This is a genomic window from Paenibacillus xylaniclasticus, assembly GCF_004001065.1.
GTDB classification, from domain to species: Bacteria; Bacillota; Bacilli; order Paenibacillales; family Paenibacillaceae; genus Paenibacillus_T; species Paenibacillus_T xylaniclasticus.
This window is the reverse complement of sequence record NZ_BIML01000010.1, coordinates 96,945-110,193: the sequence shown is the minus strand read 5'-3', so window position 1 is coordinate 110,193 and position 13,249 is coordinate 96,945. Positions and strand designations below refer to the sequence as shown.

Below are 13,249 nucleotides of genomic sequence, written 5' to 3'. Positions count from 1 at the left end.
TAAATTGCCGGTTAGCCTAATTTATGCTGATAGAATTTGATCGCGAACACTTTCTCCTGAAGACGGCCCATCGGTGCAGTAATGGAGCTGTTCTTGAATGAAATCGTATACCGGCGGAGCGGCTTATCCGTCGTGCTCCTCTCCCTTGTATATCCTGCAATATGACGCATGTTCACGATATAACCTCGAATCGATTCGAACATCCAACTCGATACTTGTTCGCTAATATCTTGGATTGTACTGCTGCTCTTAATCACATCACCTGTCGTCAAATAAATTTTAATATGTTTGTTTCCAGGTTCCTTCTCTACCATGAGAATGAGATCTTCAGCGATTGGATAACGTTTGCGCATATAGCGAATATGAATGAGATTAGCCGTTTCTTCTATGACATGGACAGAAGGCAGGCGGCGATTTGCGCTGGATACTTTATGGATGGCCGTGTTCCAATAACGGTCGATTTCAGATTTCAATATGTAATAAGCATTAATTTCGTTCACGGCATCCATCACAATGTGTGGTTTTAAGGAATTGGTTACGAAAATAATGTCGGGTCTGTAATCCAGTCTCGTACGCAGCAACCGAGCAGCCTCAATTCCGGATAACCCTCTCAATTCTGTATCCATCACAATGAGATCGGGCTTATAGGTTTGGGCCAAATTAAGCATATCGGAGCCGCAGCTGGTACGGGCTAGTATCTCAAGATCACTCCGCAGACAATACGATTGAAGGAGTGAATAAGATGTTTTTGTTTTTGCAGCGACGATAACCGAGCTCATTAGATTCCCCCTCATTCAAAATGGAATGAATATTATGACAAATTAGTGTATTAAGGTTTCCTCCAAACAGTATAGTCTCAATTGAAGTGCCGTAGGACATGGTAGGAAACAAGGATCATATAATGCCGCATGAAGAACCGTGTCAATAGACTCTAACAAAGAAACTATTATTTGTATTTTATCAACAAAAATAACGGTAATAACAAAGAAGTTATGCGTAAATTTATTAAATTACATCTCTTGACATGCTAATTAATTGCATTGTGAGCGCTAGTCATAATTTCAATAAATTAATATTGAGTTTTTAGAACTATATTACTGAGGTGTCTCGGGAAAATCAAGGGCTAATAGAACTAATTTTGGAGAATTATTAGACTATTTGTCAAAAGACTGTGTATGTAGATAGCCAAAACTTGATGTTCTTCAATCCGGATATGCAGAGGTGACAGGAGGGACGTAGAATTTATATACTTCCAAATCCATATAATTTTATAAAAAATGTATATTTATGCAACCTAAAATCGGCATTTTTTGATCGAATTTGCCATTTCGAGTCGAGTTATTGCCATTCCAGGAAAAGGGTATTTGAGGGATACTATTCCATCTGTATAATAGGGGGTACATTCTGTTAGATTTTGTGAAAATGTGCTGTAAGACCTAAAAATAAGTCGATTGAACGCGAATTGAAGCGCAGAAGATGAAAGGGAGCGATGTCGTTGGGATAAGGAGAGCGGTATTCGCTAGCATCGTCCTGCTGCTCATAGCAGGGACTGCCGCTTTCTATTGGATGGAGAAGAATCCATTCGGGGAGAGCAAGGTCGAGGGAGCGCCAGATATCGTCATTGTGAAGGAAGCGGTAACGGAAGGCGGGCATTATGTTGGATATGTACGGGATGGAGCCTATTACGTCGAGGATCGGACTGCGAACCAATCGATCCGACTAAGAGCTTCTCAGGAAAATCCTCAGAGCATGATGGTTAGACAGGAAGCAAAGCCCGCTGCAACGTTTACTCGTTACGAGGAGAACGGTCTGGTCGATCCAACGAGTCTTGGAATTGGAATCGTTCCCTCTATTCCGTATACGTTCGATTGTACCCCGGAGCAATCGTTCGTTTACTTGGAGACGCTGCTCGCCGACGGCTGGACGATTGACGGGTACTACGGAGACTGGCAGTACATCGACTATTACATACGTAAGGAGAATGTGGTTACGAGACTCATCGTTCTAGAGGATCGAATGAAGCTTTTCTATGACGTAGATTGGCAAGTTGTTGACCCGAAAGGGTATGTAAGCAGGTGAATGGGGGTATAGTGTCGTGCGTTTAGGCATCGAGTGGAATTTGAAGAACATCATCATCCTCTCTTTGGCAGTCATTTTGTTCGTCGGGACGAATGTCGGCCAATATTATGCCATTTGGGGACCGAAGCAGGATCGTATGAAGGCAGAGTATGAGGCGCAGGTCGCTAATCTGCAGGCACAGTTGGATGCTATCGGTCCGATGGTTAATATTTGGACGATTCGAGAGGGTGCAACGGATTTGTATGCAGGCAAGCAGGTCGAGGCAGGCGATTTGGAAGTCCATCAAATTCCGGAGTCTTTGTTAAACCGCAGCTTCGTACTGGAGCCGCAGACGGTAATCGGCAAATACTACAAAATCGCCATGACCTCAGGCACTCCGCTAAGCATGGATCTCGTTATGGAAGAACCGATTGAAGATACGACGCGTGAGTACGATATTATTGCGAACGTGCTTCCGATCGGGCTGCGGGTTGGCGATTATATCGATTATCGGATCGTATATCCGCTCGGTGAAGATTATATCGTGCTGTCGCATAAGCGGATTGAAGCGATTAATGGCAAGACGCTTAAAGTGAGGCTCACGGAGACGGAGATCCATATGTATCAGGCCGCTCTGGTGGATTACTTCCTGCAGATGCAGAACGGCGCAATGCTGTATATGACCAAATATCTGGAGCCAGGTATTCAAGTGCCGGCAACTACGTACTATGCGGTTCCGAAGAACATACTGGCGATTATGATCGCAGATCCGAACATTCTTCAGATGGCGAACGAAGCGCTGAACAATGCGACGAGATCGATTATCGAGAAAGGGTTCAGCGATATTCCGCAGGAACAAGGATCCAAACTCTCTAGCGGGCGGAATAATATGGCCGGTACGGTAGAAAACGGTGCAGTGGAGCTGGAGAATGAGCTGCGGGACAAAGCTCAAGCGGAAGAGCTGGTCGCGCAGATGGGAGGAGAATCATCCGTAGGAGAATCTTCTCCTCCAGCGGAAACGACGAGTTCGGCGGGGGCGTCCCCCGCAGCGTCAGGTGACAGCGGCAGTTTAGAAATTGGGGAAGGTGTTGTGGAGTAATGCAGATCGGCGTCTACGGTTCTACGGATAAGCGTCCCGTCGTGTATGCGCTGCTGAAACTGCTGCAAGCAACCGGCGATGTCGCTTTATTCTCCAATAACAGACATTATAAGCGGCTGTTGGAGTACGGGCAGTCACAAGGGCATATGGCGAACATCATGATCGCCGTATCCGACTCGTCGCCGGACGAGATCTTCGAGGAGATCGGGCATACGCCAGACGATTTCGAGCATGTCGTATTCGATATTCAGGATACGATTCCCGGCGATCTGTCCCTCGTGCTTCACGTGAAAGGCTACGCAGTTGAAGAGGAAGAGCAGGACTTCGTAGAGATGCTTGGCGACGATGTAAAGGTCGTCAAGCTGTTATACGACGGCAAAAGCGAAAGGGAGGCTATTAACGTACAGCCCGTCAGTCCGCTCTGGCGGACGGTTGAACAGATCGAAGCTCTGAAAATACTCGCGCCTCTTCCTTCCAAAGTGCTGAATCGAGGTCTAGCTAATCTGTTGGCTTCGAAGCTGGGAATGAAGCAAAAGAGCGCACTCGCGATCTTGACAAGGAGGTGGCGTCGATGAGAATCGCGGTCATCAGTCCGGATCGCAAGCAAGGGGGGACGACGATAAGCGTACTGCTGGCGCTTGCGCTGGCCCAGACGCAAAATCTAACCACTTGTTTGACTTACACCGGTAACGAAAACCGTACGATTACCAGCTTTCTTGGCATCAAGCCGCAGGAGGATCGAACGAGAACGATTACTCAGGTTATTAAGCTGCTAGAGGCGAATGCTATTTCCGGTAACGAGATTGTCGATTACTGTACGAAGGTACCGGGCGTGCCCAACCTGCAAATCATCGAGACGACGGCTGATTCGATTACAGCCGAGGATAACGCGAAGCTGCTTCGATTCGCACTTGAGAACTTGAATCACCAGATCGTGATCACCGACGTCGTCACTGAAATCTATGACGAGATCACAGGGAGCGTTATCGACAATTCCGATCTCGTCGTCATGGTCATCTCGCAGTCGAGAGACATCGCTGCGCGGCTGAAGATTTGGGAGTCGGCAGGGGTTATGAAATATTTGAACCAGAAAGGGCTCGTATTTATTTGCAATCAATACGACCCTTATGTGGAGGCTTTCCGGGATACGACGAAACGGTTAAATCTTAGACACCGGCGCTGTGCGAAAATTTCGTACAACCCGTACATTAAGCGGACGAGCAACATCGGCAAGCTGCAGACGATTCTGCCGCACATCATGAACAAGGATCCGCGTGTGATCGAGCTGCACAACGATTTGAAGGAATGCTTAACGGTCGTACTGGCGAATTTGGGCAGAAGGACGGTATGGCCGCAATCTTAAGGGGGGAGTTCGCTTGAGTTTAAACAGCATCCTAATCATCGTTACGATACTCGGCATTGCGCTGTTGATGACGGCACTCTACCTCCGTGCGAAGCGGGAAAAGCCCGATATCGAGCAGTCCGATAAGCTGACGATGGACAAGCTGCTCGAAATCGTAAAGTACAGCCTTGCCGATCTGGTCAAGGACGAAAATTTTGCGGGACTTGCGGACGAGGAGTTCGAGGCGTTATATAAGCGCAAGGCGAGAATTGAGGATGCGCTGCGCAACTGCGTCTACGGTATCGATTCCGCCAAGCTGATCGTGCAGGATCTTATTCGCGGCATAATTGCCGACATTCTTAAGACCGAAGAGGAACTGCTTGACGTGTTCGACTTTCGCGCCGTCTATCTGGAGCCTCGGGTCAAGTTCGAAATTTTGATGTACTTCTACAAGAAGGAGTACGGCAAAGATGCGCTGGCAGAAATGATCGCTGAGTATAATTTGGATCGTCCGCGCTATGAGATCGAGGATAAGTCTCAAGCCTCTTATCTCATTACGAACGAGGATATCGACATGATCTATGCCGAGAAAAACTTCGAGCTGAGCTATCCGGTCATGCTGGACCTTATCTCGATTCTGATTTATCAGAAGTACAAAGGTTTCGGCATAATCGATACGCTGCGAGAGATGAACATTAACGGCTTCAACTGCGGAACGTCGGGCTCGATTCTGAGCGCGCTGCTGAATAAGGATCGTAAAATTCCGCAGGCGCCGAGATCGGTATGGCTCTACTTCAACGGGAAGTACATTCATCTTCGGTTCCTTACTTTCTACACGGAGGAGGAGCTGCGGCGGGTCATTCAGCTCCTGTGCCGTTATAACAATCCGGGACCATTGACGGAGAAGCGCGGCTATCTCGTCAATACGATGTACGATAAGTCGCGCGTGCTCGCGCTTCGACCGCCGGCAGCGGAATATTGGGCGGTGTTCGTTCGGAAGTTTACGCTTAGTGATTCCTCGCTTCCAGCGCTTATCGACAAACCGTATGTGAAGAAAGCATTTCTACCGATCAATCTCGTCATTTATCTGATGATGGGGCAAGTGACGTGCGGCTTTACCGGACGGCAAGGCGCAGGTAAGACGGTCATGATGACGGCGGCTGTCAAATATATTGATCCGCGCTATACGATTCGCGTGCTCGAGATGGCGCCGGAGATGTATTTGCGGGAGCTGTACCCCGAACGGAATATTTTGTCCGTTCAAGAGACCGAATTCGTATCCGCTGCAGAGCTTCAGGACGCCTTGAAAAAATCTGACGCCGCCGTATCTATTGTCGGCGAGGTTGCGACGGACGCGATTGCGGCCCGGATGATTCAGATGGGTCAGGTTGCTTCGATCTTTACGATCTTCTCTCACCACGCCAACCTAGCGGAACAGCTCGTCTACGCGATCCGTAACTCGCTCGTGAACGCGGGCGGCTTCACCGGCAATATGATTACGGCCGAGCAGCAGGTTATCGATGTTATCCGGGTCGATATTCATCTGAACTATACGACGGACGGACGACGATATATCGAGCGTATATCCGAGATCGTCAAGCTGGATGTCAGCGTTCCGTATCCGGATTACGATCCGAACAATCCGCTGCATTCGATGAACGAGATTACGAAGGAGTATTACACACGGCAGACGGACCGCAAGTCGTTCACGACACGGGACATATTAAGATACAATCTCGAGACCGACACGTACGAGACCTGCGAATGGTTTACGACCGAGCTGACGCAGAAGATGCTTGATGTTATGCCTCCGGAGAAAATCCAGGAGTTCAAATCATTCATTCTCGATAATTGGAGATTGTAGGAGGCAGCCATGGTCTTTCTCATTATTGCGATATTGCTCACGGCTGTGTTCAGCATCACGATGATTATCGTGACGGATCGGAAGAAGCGAAGATCGAGGCAGGGCAGGCCGCAGAAGAAAAATACGTTCATCTCGCTGTCGACCTACTTCCGAATGAATCGGTTTCTCGAGGAGTTCTTTCTTACGCGCGGCAGCTATAGGAAAGTAAAGCTGCGTGTGGCAGAGCTGTCCGTCTATACGGCGCAGGAGATTCGTATCTATTCCGTACGCGTATACGTGATTGCAATGTCATCGTCGATCGCACTTATCGCAGCCGGCGCTTTCATTTTTCAAGACTTATTCTCTACGCTGCTCGTGGTGTTGTACGCGATCATTATGAACAATGTGCTCGTCGCGAAGCAGGTGGACAGCGTTCATTTCAAGCTGCTCAAGGAGCTCTCGATGGCGCTGTCGTCGCTTAGGCAGAACTATTTGCGGCTTAATTCGATTTCGCAGGCGGTTGCGGAGGCGGAGACAGGAACGGTGCTTCGCCGAGCGTTCGAGGATATTTATTTTATTCTCACTGACGTCGACGGCAAGAAACGGCTGGATGAGTTTTATGCGACGACGCCGTTCAAGCTGCTTTGTACGCTTGCGGGCGTCTGCTACATTTTGAACAATGCGGGCGATACGAAGCTGCGCGACGGTCAATCGAACTTTCTGCAAGCAATGGGCATGATGGCCGATGAAGTGAACCTCGAGATTCGGCGGATTTCGCTTCAGAAGGCGAAGTTCGGCATGCTGGAGTACTTGCCGATCGTACCGCTCGGGGCAATCGGCATCATCGAGAACTTCTTCCAATCGATCATTCCGGGCACGTCCGTCATTTATAACGGCGCAATTGGCTACATTTCTCGGGCATGTATTTTGCTCGCTTCCATTATCGGCTATACCGTCATCGTCAAGATTAACAGCGCCGTTGCCGTAGCGAAGGATGATCGTAATGCGATCGTGATGAGGATGCTCAAGTATGAGTGGTTCGATAGGATCGTCAAAGATTGGATTCCGAAGAAGCTTCATAAGAAGGCGCGCAAGCTGAAAATGATTAAAGGCGCGCTCAGCATGACGGATATTCGGCATATGTACGCCAGCAAGCTCATCTACGGCGTACTGGCATTTGCGATTGCGATTACTTGTTTCTTCTTCGCGGTCAATCTGGGCAAGCAGTTCGTGTATAACAACGTGCACGAAGTATCGCTCGTCGGCGGCGAGAAGCTGAATGCCGAGGATATTCGCATCCGCCGGGAAATGGACAAGCTGTATCTCGCGGAGCCGGAGCTGCCGAGCGAGAATCAGACGAAGCAGTTCGTTATGCAATACTTGCCGAAGCTGCCGCCGTTCGACCAAGATGCACAAATTAAACGGCTGCAGGAGAAATACAAGAACTATCATAATGCGGAATTCAAATGGTGGATGATTCTGATCTCGTTCTTAGTTGGTCTTGCGGCTTCCAAGGTACCGGAGCTTCTGCTGCGGGGCCGCGCATGGTTGTTGAAGACGGAGAGCGAGGAAGACGTGCTGCAGCTGCAGACGTTAATCTCGATCTTAATGAATACGTCGACCGATACGTTAGAGACGCTGTACTGGCTTGAGAAGCAGAGCCGCGTGCACAAGAACGCGCTGCTCGACGCTTATCATGAATACCCATCGAATCCCGATCTGGCGCTGAACCGGCTGAAGGCGAAGGCTGTACTGCCAAGCTTTCGGCGGATGGTCGACAAGCTGCTGTTGACCATACATCAGATTACGCTTGCGGAAGCGTTCAGCGATCTGACGACGGAGCGCGACCATGTGCTTCGCATCCGTGAAATCTCGCAGACAACGGCGCTGAACAAGAAGCGGGCCATGGTTAGTCCGCTGTCAATGGCGCCGCTCGTGCTGACGGCGGTGCTGTACATTTTGCTGCCGCTTGGCATGCTCGGGTTCAAGGAATTTATGACAGCTTTGTCTCACGTCCAGTCACAATAAGGAGTTGACTACTTGAAGGGGGTGAATTAGCAAGGCGGGGTGAGCAGTTTCACTGTCGTGCAGAACCAAACTTTGTAGTCGCAAATCTTGCAGTACCAATTATCTAATCAAATGATATTGAAGGAGTGAGCAAGCAATGGAAGGCGAACTGGGATCGGGCGCGAGGATAGCGATCGCACTTATTGTAATCGGGGTTATTATTTCAGTTATTTTCGTCATTCTTGGCTTTACGAGGGGTACGACCAACCAGGGCATTACGACCGTGTCGAACTCGATGGATTCGATGTCGTTGGCACAATTCGATGACTACGATCAGAAGATCATGTCCGGCACGCAAGTCATTTCGGCCATTAAGCTGTTCGAAGGTCGTCCGGTTGGTATGATCGTTAGAACGCTTGCTTTGAATTCGGGTGGTACCGCAGGCAGGGGTTATAATTACGGCGCGATATTTAAAAATGTATCTAAAGATGCAACTGGTAAAGTTTACACAACTACTGATGCACTTACAAAGAAAAATACCACTGATTCGTTCTATACGCGCGATTTGGATTCTACTGAAAAATCACCCAATATGCAGTATCTTCCGATGACGGAGTCAGGTACTTCTACGTTTGTCCGCCCAACGGCTAAATTCTTGGCTGAATTGATTAAAGACAATACGGGGACGTACGTAGGCGTAGCTTTTACGCAGCTTGCGAACTAATTAGCCGAATTTCATACTGTTAAGGCTCGTGAGCCGGCTCAGTCCGGTTCGCGGGTTCTCATAGAGTATCGAAATAGGAGAAAGGGAGGCGGCAGCGGATGAACGAATGGCCGGCGGCGGTATGGGCAAGTGTCAGCGCCATGACAGCAGCCCTTGTACTGACGCTAATATTTACGCTGGGCAACTTAGCGAAGGAGTCGGCGGCGATTCAACAGGCCGATGATACGGCGATCGCGATCGTGAAGGAGCATCGCAAGTACGATTGGCTTCGAGATAAGAGGGACATCCATGCGCAGGAAGTGATGTCGGTCATCGGTGAATCGGCGGGCATGCCGCAGGTTAAGGTGTACACCAAGATCGGGTCGTACTCGGTTACCTTGGATTGGAACAAAAACACCAGCAAGGATTATTTCAAATTATCGACGCTGACGACGCTGCTGCTGCCGGAGGAAATATTCGAATCGAAAGTGACGGAGGATGCCAACGGCGTCGTGACATTAATCGAATTTTGGAGGCTGGTCAATGGACAACGAGGTTAGCTACAGTATGCACATTGTCGTTACGCTGATCGTTCTGTCTGTCATTATCGGCATGCTGTCGATGTTCACCTCGCTCAGCATGAGCTTTAAGCGCGATGCGCTTTCGACGATTGAGCGCCAGCAAGCGGAGACATACGGCAGCGAACTCGTCAATGCGGAATATTACGGTCCGCTGCCGGCAGTCTCAGTCTTTCAAATGTTGAAAAAAAACGATTCTGCGCTTGGCACGTTGTCGGGCTACGTCCAAGGCGTCTTCATTCGCAAGCCGGAGGACTTAATCAGCGACCGGCTGATCTCGCGCAAAGTACGGGTCGACGTCGAGCTTGTGAATGATCGATACAACGTCGAAATATTGGAGGAAACGTAGATGAATGAGTCGGATGACGCACTCGACTTGATCATACTTGTGGCTACGCTGGCGGTATTCTCTGTCGTCATGATTACTTGCTCGATTCCGCTGTTCAAGGGCGAGGTAGGAGGATTCGACGTCTTAATCGAGAAGTCAGCGCCGCCAACCGTAAGCGAGATCGAGCCGGATCCTCCCAGCTTTACGACAAGAGACGCTCTGCTGATGGTTCTTATCGCAGATCGCAATACACCGCAGCCGCGACAGCTCCGCATCAATATGGGAGGCACTCCGACGACCGTTACGATCGATGAGAACTTATTCGGCGCCAGGGCCGATGCGTTGAATTTGGTCAACTCTGCTATACCTGCGAGACAGGACGTTAAATTGGAGTTATTCGCGGGACCCGACGGTATGAGGTTCTGGGACATTCATCCATAAGGGGGCGTTAACTATGAAATTATTCGGATTACTTATTCCTGCTTACCGTCAAGGCTCCTCCGTCGTCGTTGCAGACCCAGTGTGCGCGCGGGGACAGGTCGCAGAGCACCTGTTTCAGTGGCTTGATAAGAAGAATGAATACAAACACAATCTGTATGGCTCTCCCAAGCGGGGAGCGGTCGGGCAGATTAAGTCGATTATGAAATATAAGGATAGCGAAGGCTCAACGTTTATCTATTACGGTGTAGTAGTCAAAAACTTGTTGTATGCGATAGAGGAAAGCCGATTGGCAAGGCAATAGCAGGAGGCGGGTGAATTGACGGACTTATTCAACAAGATATTAGGCGTGCTGCTTGCATTCGTATTGTTAGCCGGCGCTCCGCTTGTTATCAACACGCTCAGCAAAGACTTGTCTATGAACCGCAATGTGTTGAACGAAATGACTAACTTAATAGATATTGTAAGCGACAGCGGCCAACTGACCGATGATCAGCTTGCTGATTTCTATCTCGCGATATCCTCCTATGGCGTTACGATGGATGCGACCATCAAGCGCTATATGAAGGTCGTCAATCCAGACGGAGCAGGCGGAACGAGAACGACTTATGTATATACGAATGATAATACGACTTGGAATACAGGCGACATCATCAAAGTAACGGTCAACGCCGTCGATTATACCGGAGCGCAGCGGCTGCAGTACCGTCTGCTTCATCTCAGTCCGTCGAAGTTCGAACAGACGCTGGCCGGAATGATTAGGAAGTAGGGGCGTTATGAGCAGATTTTTCGGGTTTGTCAATATGATGGTCATTCTGTTCTTGGCAGCTCTCATAGTCGGTTATATGAATTATGTTCAAAAAGAAAAGGATGAGCTGGAGCGGCTGAAGCTGTCTTATGCGGCCGATTATGCGACGGATGCCGGCGCGATGGAGCTGCTCAACACGGGAAGTCTGGATATGGATTATACAGACATAGGATCATTTAACTTGAATCCGAATCTAGCGCTGGATGCCTTTCTATCCGTCTTCTGCTTAAATTACGATCTTCAGCCGACGGAAGAGAATAAGGCGCTTATTAAAGATTTTATCCCGGTTGCCGCTGTCGCAACCTATGACGGCTACTACCTGGCTCAGCATTCGATTGTTCGTAATCGCGGCGGGCTGTATCCAGAATCAGGAATAAACGATGCGGACTGGGATCTTACATTCGGCATGAAACTGCCTTATACGTATGAACGAAGCGGGGATACTTCCAAAACCTATGCCTTAAATATGGGGCTGGAATACACGCTGGTTGTGCAGGATGGCAGCTTAACGAAGATGAACGGCTTGCCGCTTAATGATGAAGGCAAGACCATGAGCCGTATCGAGGCCCGCAGATATATTAACGACCGAATCTCTCAGCATATGGCTTATGTGATCGACGAGACGAATAAAGCGAGCCCGTACTGGCGTAACCGATTTTTTATCCCGAGCCAGTTAACCGATAGATGGGGCGTAAATCCGATCGAGGGACCGAGCTTCATCGTACTCGTGCAAGGAGTCAATCTAACCTCGGTTCGACCAATAAGCGGATTCAGCGTAGCGGGAACAAGAATCGATCAAGCGCGCATGGTTGTCGCTTATAGGCGCATGGAAGGTGTAAGTATCGTCAAGTATTATGCTTACGCGGATCAATTGCCAGCCCATTATGAAAGCCTTGGCATCGTGCTCGATGAGATGTTCTCGACACAGAAGGAAGCGGCAGAGGCAGGCTACAGCTTCGATGCAGCGATGAACCCGAAATATCCACTGCAGCCATAATGATGGTGCAAGAGCGGAATGAAGATTCGTACAATCATCAGAATTAGAGGAGGTGGGAATATGCTGCGCAAACCATTTATTCCTGTGTTGTCGCTCGCTCTGCTGCTTGTATTTCCCGTCACCGTTTCGGCGGAGAACGCCTCCGTGCTGTTGGACAAGTACGGTATTTCCGTTTACGATCCCGTCGTTGAAGGCGCGAAGCTAAACTTGCTAGAGGAAGAATACTATGTCACGGCTCGAAAAGTTAACGGCAATGAAATGCTTGCGACGGCCTATGATGTATCGAACTTATACCAGGAGGAAGTCAATCTGCTCGCAGACTTAGATCGGGAAATTTATGCGCTGGCCGATCGGTTGAAAGGGATTGAGCAGCAGATGGGACAGAGCAAAGCGCGCGACGTTGCTTATATTTTGGCATTGGATGAGGAGTATCGGGCTGTCGAAGCCGAATTGACGCTGAAGCGTCAGGCGAGGCAGCGGTTCATAAAGAAGGAGACAGGCGCTCAACCGGCGGACTCGGTAGCGACAAGCGAGAAAGAAAAGCGGAGAATGAACGACTTGTCCCGTCAGGTGGACCAACAGCGTGATAAGTATGAGAGGTCGCTGAATTATCCTGAGCTAGGAGATATAACGAATTTTCGTTCTCCGCTTGAGACGCCAGCTGAGCTGACATCGCCGTTCGGGGTCCGGCTGGACCCGATTACGAGGGAGGCCATGACGTTTCATCGCGGTCTGGATCTGCGCGCTGCGGAAGGAACGATTGTACTTGCCGCATTCAACGGCGTCGTAGAAGAAGCTTCTGTCAGCTCGGATATTGGTAATTATGTCATCATAGATCACGGATACGGCATCAAGACGTTGTACGGGCATCTGTCCAGCTATAGCGTGAGCAAGGGACAGCAGGTGAAGCAATATGAGCCGATCGCGAAATCAGGCAACACGGGTGATCGCTCGACGGGGCCGCATCTGCACTTCGGTCTCTATATTAACGGTAATGCGGTCGATCCTGCTCGAATCGTACCGACGTCTTAACTTGGGAGGCGGATTG

Annotated in this window: 15 protein-coding genes; 14 read left to right on the top strand and 1 reads right to left on the bottom strand. The window is 49.4% G+C overall.

The genetic code is table 11. The features are described 5' to 3' along the window. Positions 1-11: 11 nt before the first annotated feature. The gene (locus tag PXY01_RS13105; protein ID WP_164744411.1) at positions 12-779 is read right to left on the bottom strand and encodes a LytR/AlgR family response regulator transcription factor; all 768 of its coding nucleotides are present in this window, start codon (positions 777-779) and stop codon (positions 12-14) included. A gap of 697 nt (positions 780-1,476) precedes the next feature. On the opposite strand from PXY01_RS13105, the gene PXY01_RS13100 reads away from it, so the two are divergent. From PXY01_RS13100 to PXY01_RS13035, 14 genes are all read left to right on the top strand, one after another. Beyond that, on the top strand, positions 1,477-2,079 hold the full coding sequence (locus PXY01_RS13100) for a hypothetical protein (RefSeq protein WP_127570458.1): 603 nt from the start codon (positions 1,477-1,479) through the stop codon (positions 2,077-2,079). Between the two features lie 16 nt (positions 2,080-2,095). Further along, on the top strand, positions 2,096-3,157 hold the full coding sequence (locus PXY01_RS13095) for an SAF domain-containing protein (RefSeq protein ID WP_127570457.1): 1,062 nt from the start codon (positions 2,096-2,098) through the stop codon (positions 3,155-3,157). After that, complete coding sequence (locus PXY01_RS13090) at positions 3,157-3,732, top strand: hypothetical protein (RefSeq protein ID WP_127570456.1); 576 nt, start codon at positions 3,157-3,159, stop codon at positions 3,730-3,732. Before PXY01_RS13095 ends, PXY01_RS13090 begins: the two co-directional genes overlap by 1 nt. After that, positions 3,729-4,520 carry a CpaE/TadZ family protein gene (locus PXY01_RS13085; protein WP_127570455.1) on the top strand — a complete coding sequence of 264 codons (792 nt, stop codon included), beginning with the start codon at positions 3,729-3,731 and terminating at the stop codon, positions 4,518-4,520. Before PXY01_RS13090 ends, PXY01_RS13085 begins: the two co-directional genes overlap by 4 nt. A gap of 13 nt (positions 4,521-4,533) precedes the next feature. Next, complete coding sequence (locus PXY01_RS13080; RefSeq protein ID WP_127570454.1) at positions 4,534-6,363, top strand: hypothetical protein; 1,830 nt, start codon at positions 4,534-4,536, stop codon at positions 6,361-6,363. Positions 6,364-6,372: 9 nt separating this feature from the next. Continuing rightward, positions 6,373-8,370 carry a hypothetical protein gene (locus tag PXY01_RS13075; RefSeq protein WP_127570453.1) on the top strand — a complete coding sequence of 666 codons (1,998 nt, stop codon included), beginning with the start codon at positions 6,373-6,375 and terminating at the stop codon, positions 8,368-8,370. A 136-nt stretch (positions 8,371-8,506) separates the two neighbouring features. After that, entirely contained in the window at positions 8,507-9,073 is a 567-nt protein-coding gene (locus PXY01_RS13070; protein WP_127570452.1) for a hypothetical protein, read from the top strand. Positions 9,074-9,171: 98 nt separating this feature from the next. Continuing rightward, positions 9,172-9,612, top strand: a complete 441-nt coding sequence (locus tag PXY01_RS13065) for a hypothetical protein (RefSeq protein WP_127570451.1) — start codon at positions 9,172-9,174, stop codon at positions 9,610-9,612. Then, the gene (locus PXY01_RS13060) at positions 9,596-9,979 is read left to right on the top strand and encodes a hypothetical protein (protein WP_127570450.1); all 384 of its coding nucleotides are present in this window, start codon (positions 9,596-9,598) and stop codon (positions 9,977-9,979) included. Before PXY01_RS13065 ends, PXY01_RS13060 begins: the two co-directional genes overlap by 17 nt. Beyond that, complete coding sequence (locus tag PXY01_RS13055) at positions 9,980-10,399, top strand: hypothetical protein (RefSeq protein ID WP_127570449.1); 420 nt, start codon at positions 9,980-9,982, stop codon at positions 10,397-10,399. It abuts the gene before it with no gap. 13 nt (positions 10,400-10,412) lie between these two features. Continuing rightward, positions 10,413-10,700: a hypothetical protein gene (locus tag PXY01_RS13050; protein ID WP_127570448.1), complete on the top strand. Its 288-nt coding sequence runs from the start codon at positions 10,413-10,415 to the stop codon at positions 10,698-10,700. 15 nt (positions 10,701-10,715) lie between these two features. Continuing rightward, positions 10,716-11,165 carry a hypothetical protein gene (locus PXY01_RS13045; protein ID WP_127570447.1) on the top strand — a complete coding sequence of 150 codons (450 nt, stop codon included), beginning with the start codon at positions 10,716-10,718 and terminating at the stop codon, positions 11,163-11,165. A 7-nt stretch (positions 11,166-11,172) separates the two neighbouring features. Then, entirely contained in the window at positions 11,173-12,201 is a 1,029-nt protein-coding gene (locus PXY01_RS13040) for a hypothetical protein (RefSeq protein ID WP_127570446.1), read from the top strand. Between the two features lie 60 nt (positions 12,202-12,261). Further along, on the top strand, positions 12,262-13,233 hold the full coding sequence (locus PXY01_RS13035) for a M23 family metallopeptidase (protein ID WP_164744410.1): 972 nt from the start codon (positions 12,262-12,264) through the stop codon (positions 13,231-13,233). Positions 13,234-13,249: the final 16 nt, after the last annotated feature.

What these genes read in the sequence shown, in the direction of transcription:
- PXY01_RS13100 (WP_127570458.1), top strand. Translation starts at nt 1,477, where the DNA reads ATGAAAGGGAGCGATGTCGTTGGGATAAGGAGAGCGGTATTCGCTAGC.
- PXY01_RS13060 (WP_127570450.1), top strand. Translation starts at nt 9,596, where the DNA reads ATGGACAACGAGGTTAGCTACAGTATGCACATTGTCGTTACGCTGATC.
- PXY01_RS13040 (WP_127570446.1), top strand. Translation starts at nt 11,173, where the DNA reads ATGAGCAGATTTTTCGGGTTTGTCAATATGATGGTCATTCTGTTCTTG.
- PXY01_RS13090 (WP_127570456.1), top strand. Translation starts at nt 3,157, where the DNA reads ATGCAGATCGGCGTCTACGGTTCTACGGATAAGCGTCCCGTCGTGTAT.
- PXY01_RS13050 (WP_127570448.1), top strand. Translation starts at nt 10,413, where the DNA reads ATGAAATTATTCGGATTACTTATTCCTGCTTACCGTCAAGGCTCCTCC.
- PXY01_RS13070 (WP_127570452.1), top strand. Translation starts at nt 8,507, where the DNA reads ATGGAAGGCGAACTGGGATCGGGCGCGAGGATAGCGATCGCACTTATT.
- PXY01_RS13055 (WP_127570449.1), top strand. Translation starts at nt 9,980, where the DNA reads ATGAATGAGTCGGATGACGCACTCGACTTGATCATACTTGTGGCTACG.
- PXY01_RS13085 (WP_127570455.1), top strand. Translation starts at nt 3,729, where the DNA reads ATGAGAATCGCGGTCATCAGTCCGGATCGCAAGCAAGGGGGGACGACG.
- PXY01_RS13105 (WP_164744411.1), bottom strand. Translation starts at nt 779, where the DNA reads ATGAGCTCGGTTATCGTCGCTGCAAAAACAAAAACATCTTATTCACTC.
- PXY01_RS13075 (WP_127570453.1), top strand. Translation starts at nt 6,373, where the DNA reads ATGGTCTTTCTCATTATTGCGATATTGCTCACGGCTGTGTTCAGCATC.
- PXY01_RS13035 (WP_164744410.1), top strand. Translation starts at nt 12,262, where the DNA reads ATGCTGCGCAAACCATTTATTCCTGTGTTGTCGCTCGCTCTGCTGCTT.
- PXY01_RS13065 (WP_127570451.1), top strand. Translation starts at nt 9,172, where the DNA reads ATGAACGAATGGCCGGCGGCGGTATGGGCAAGTGTCAGCGCCATGACA.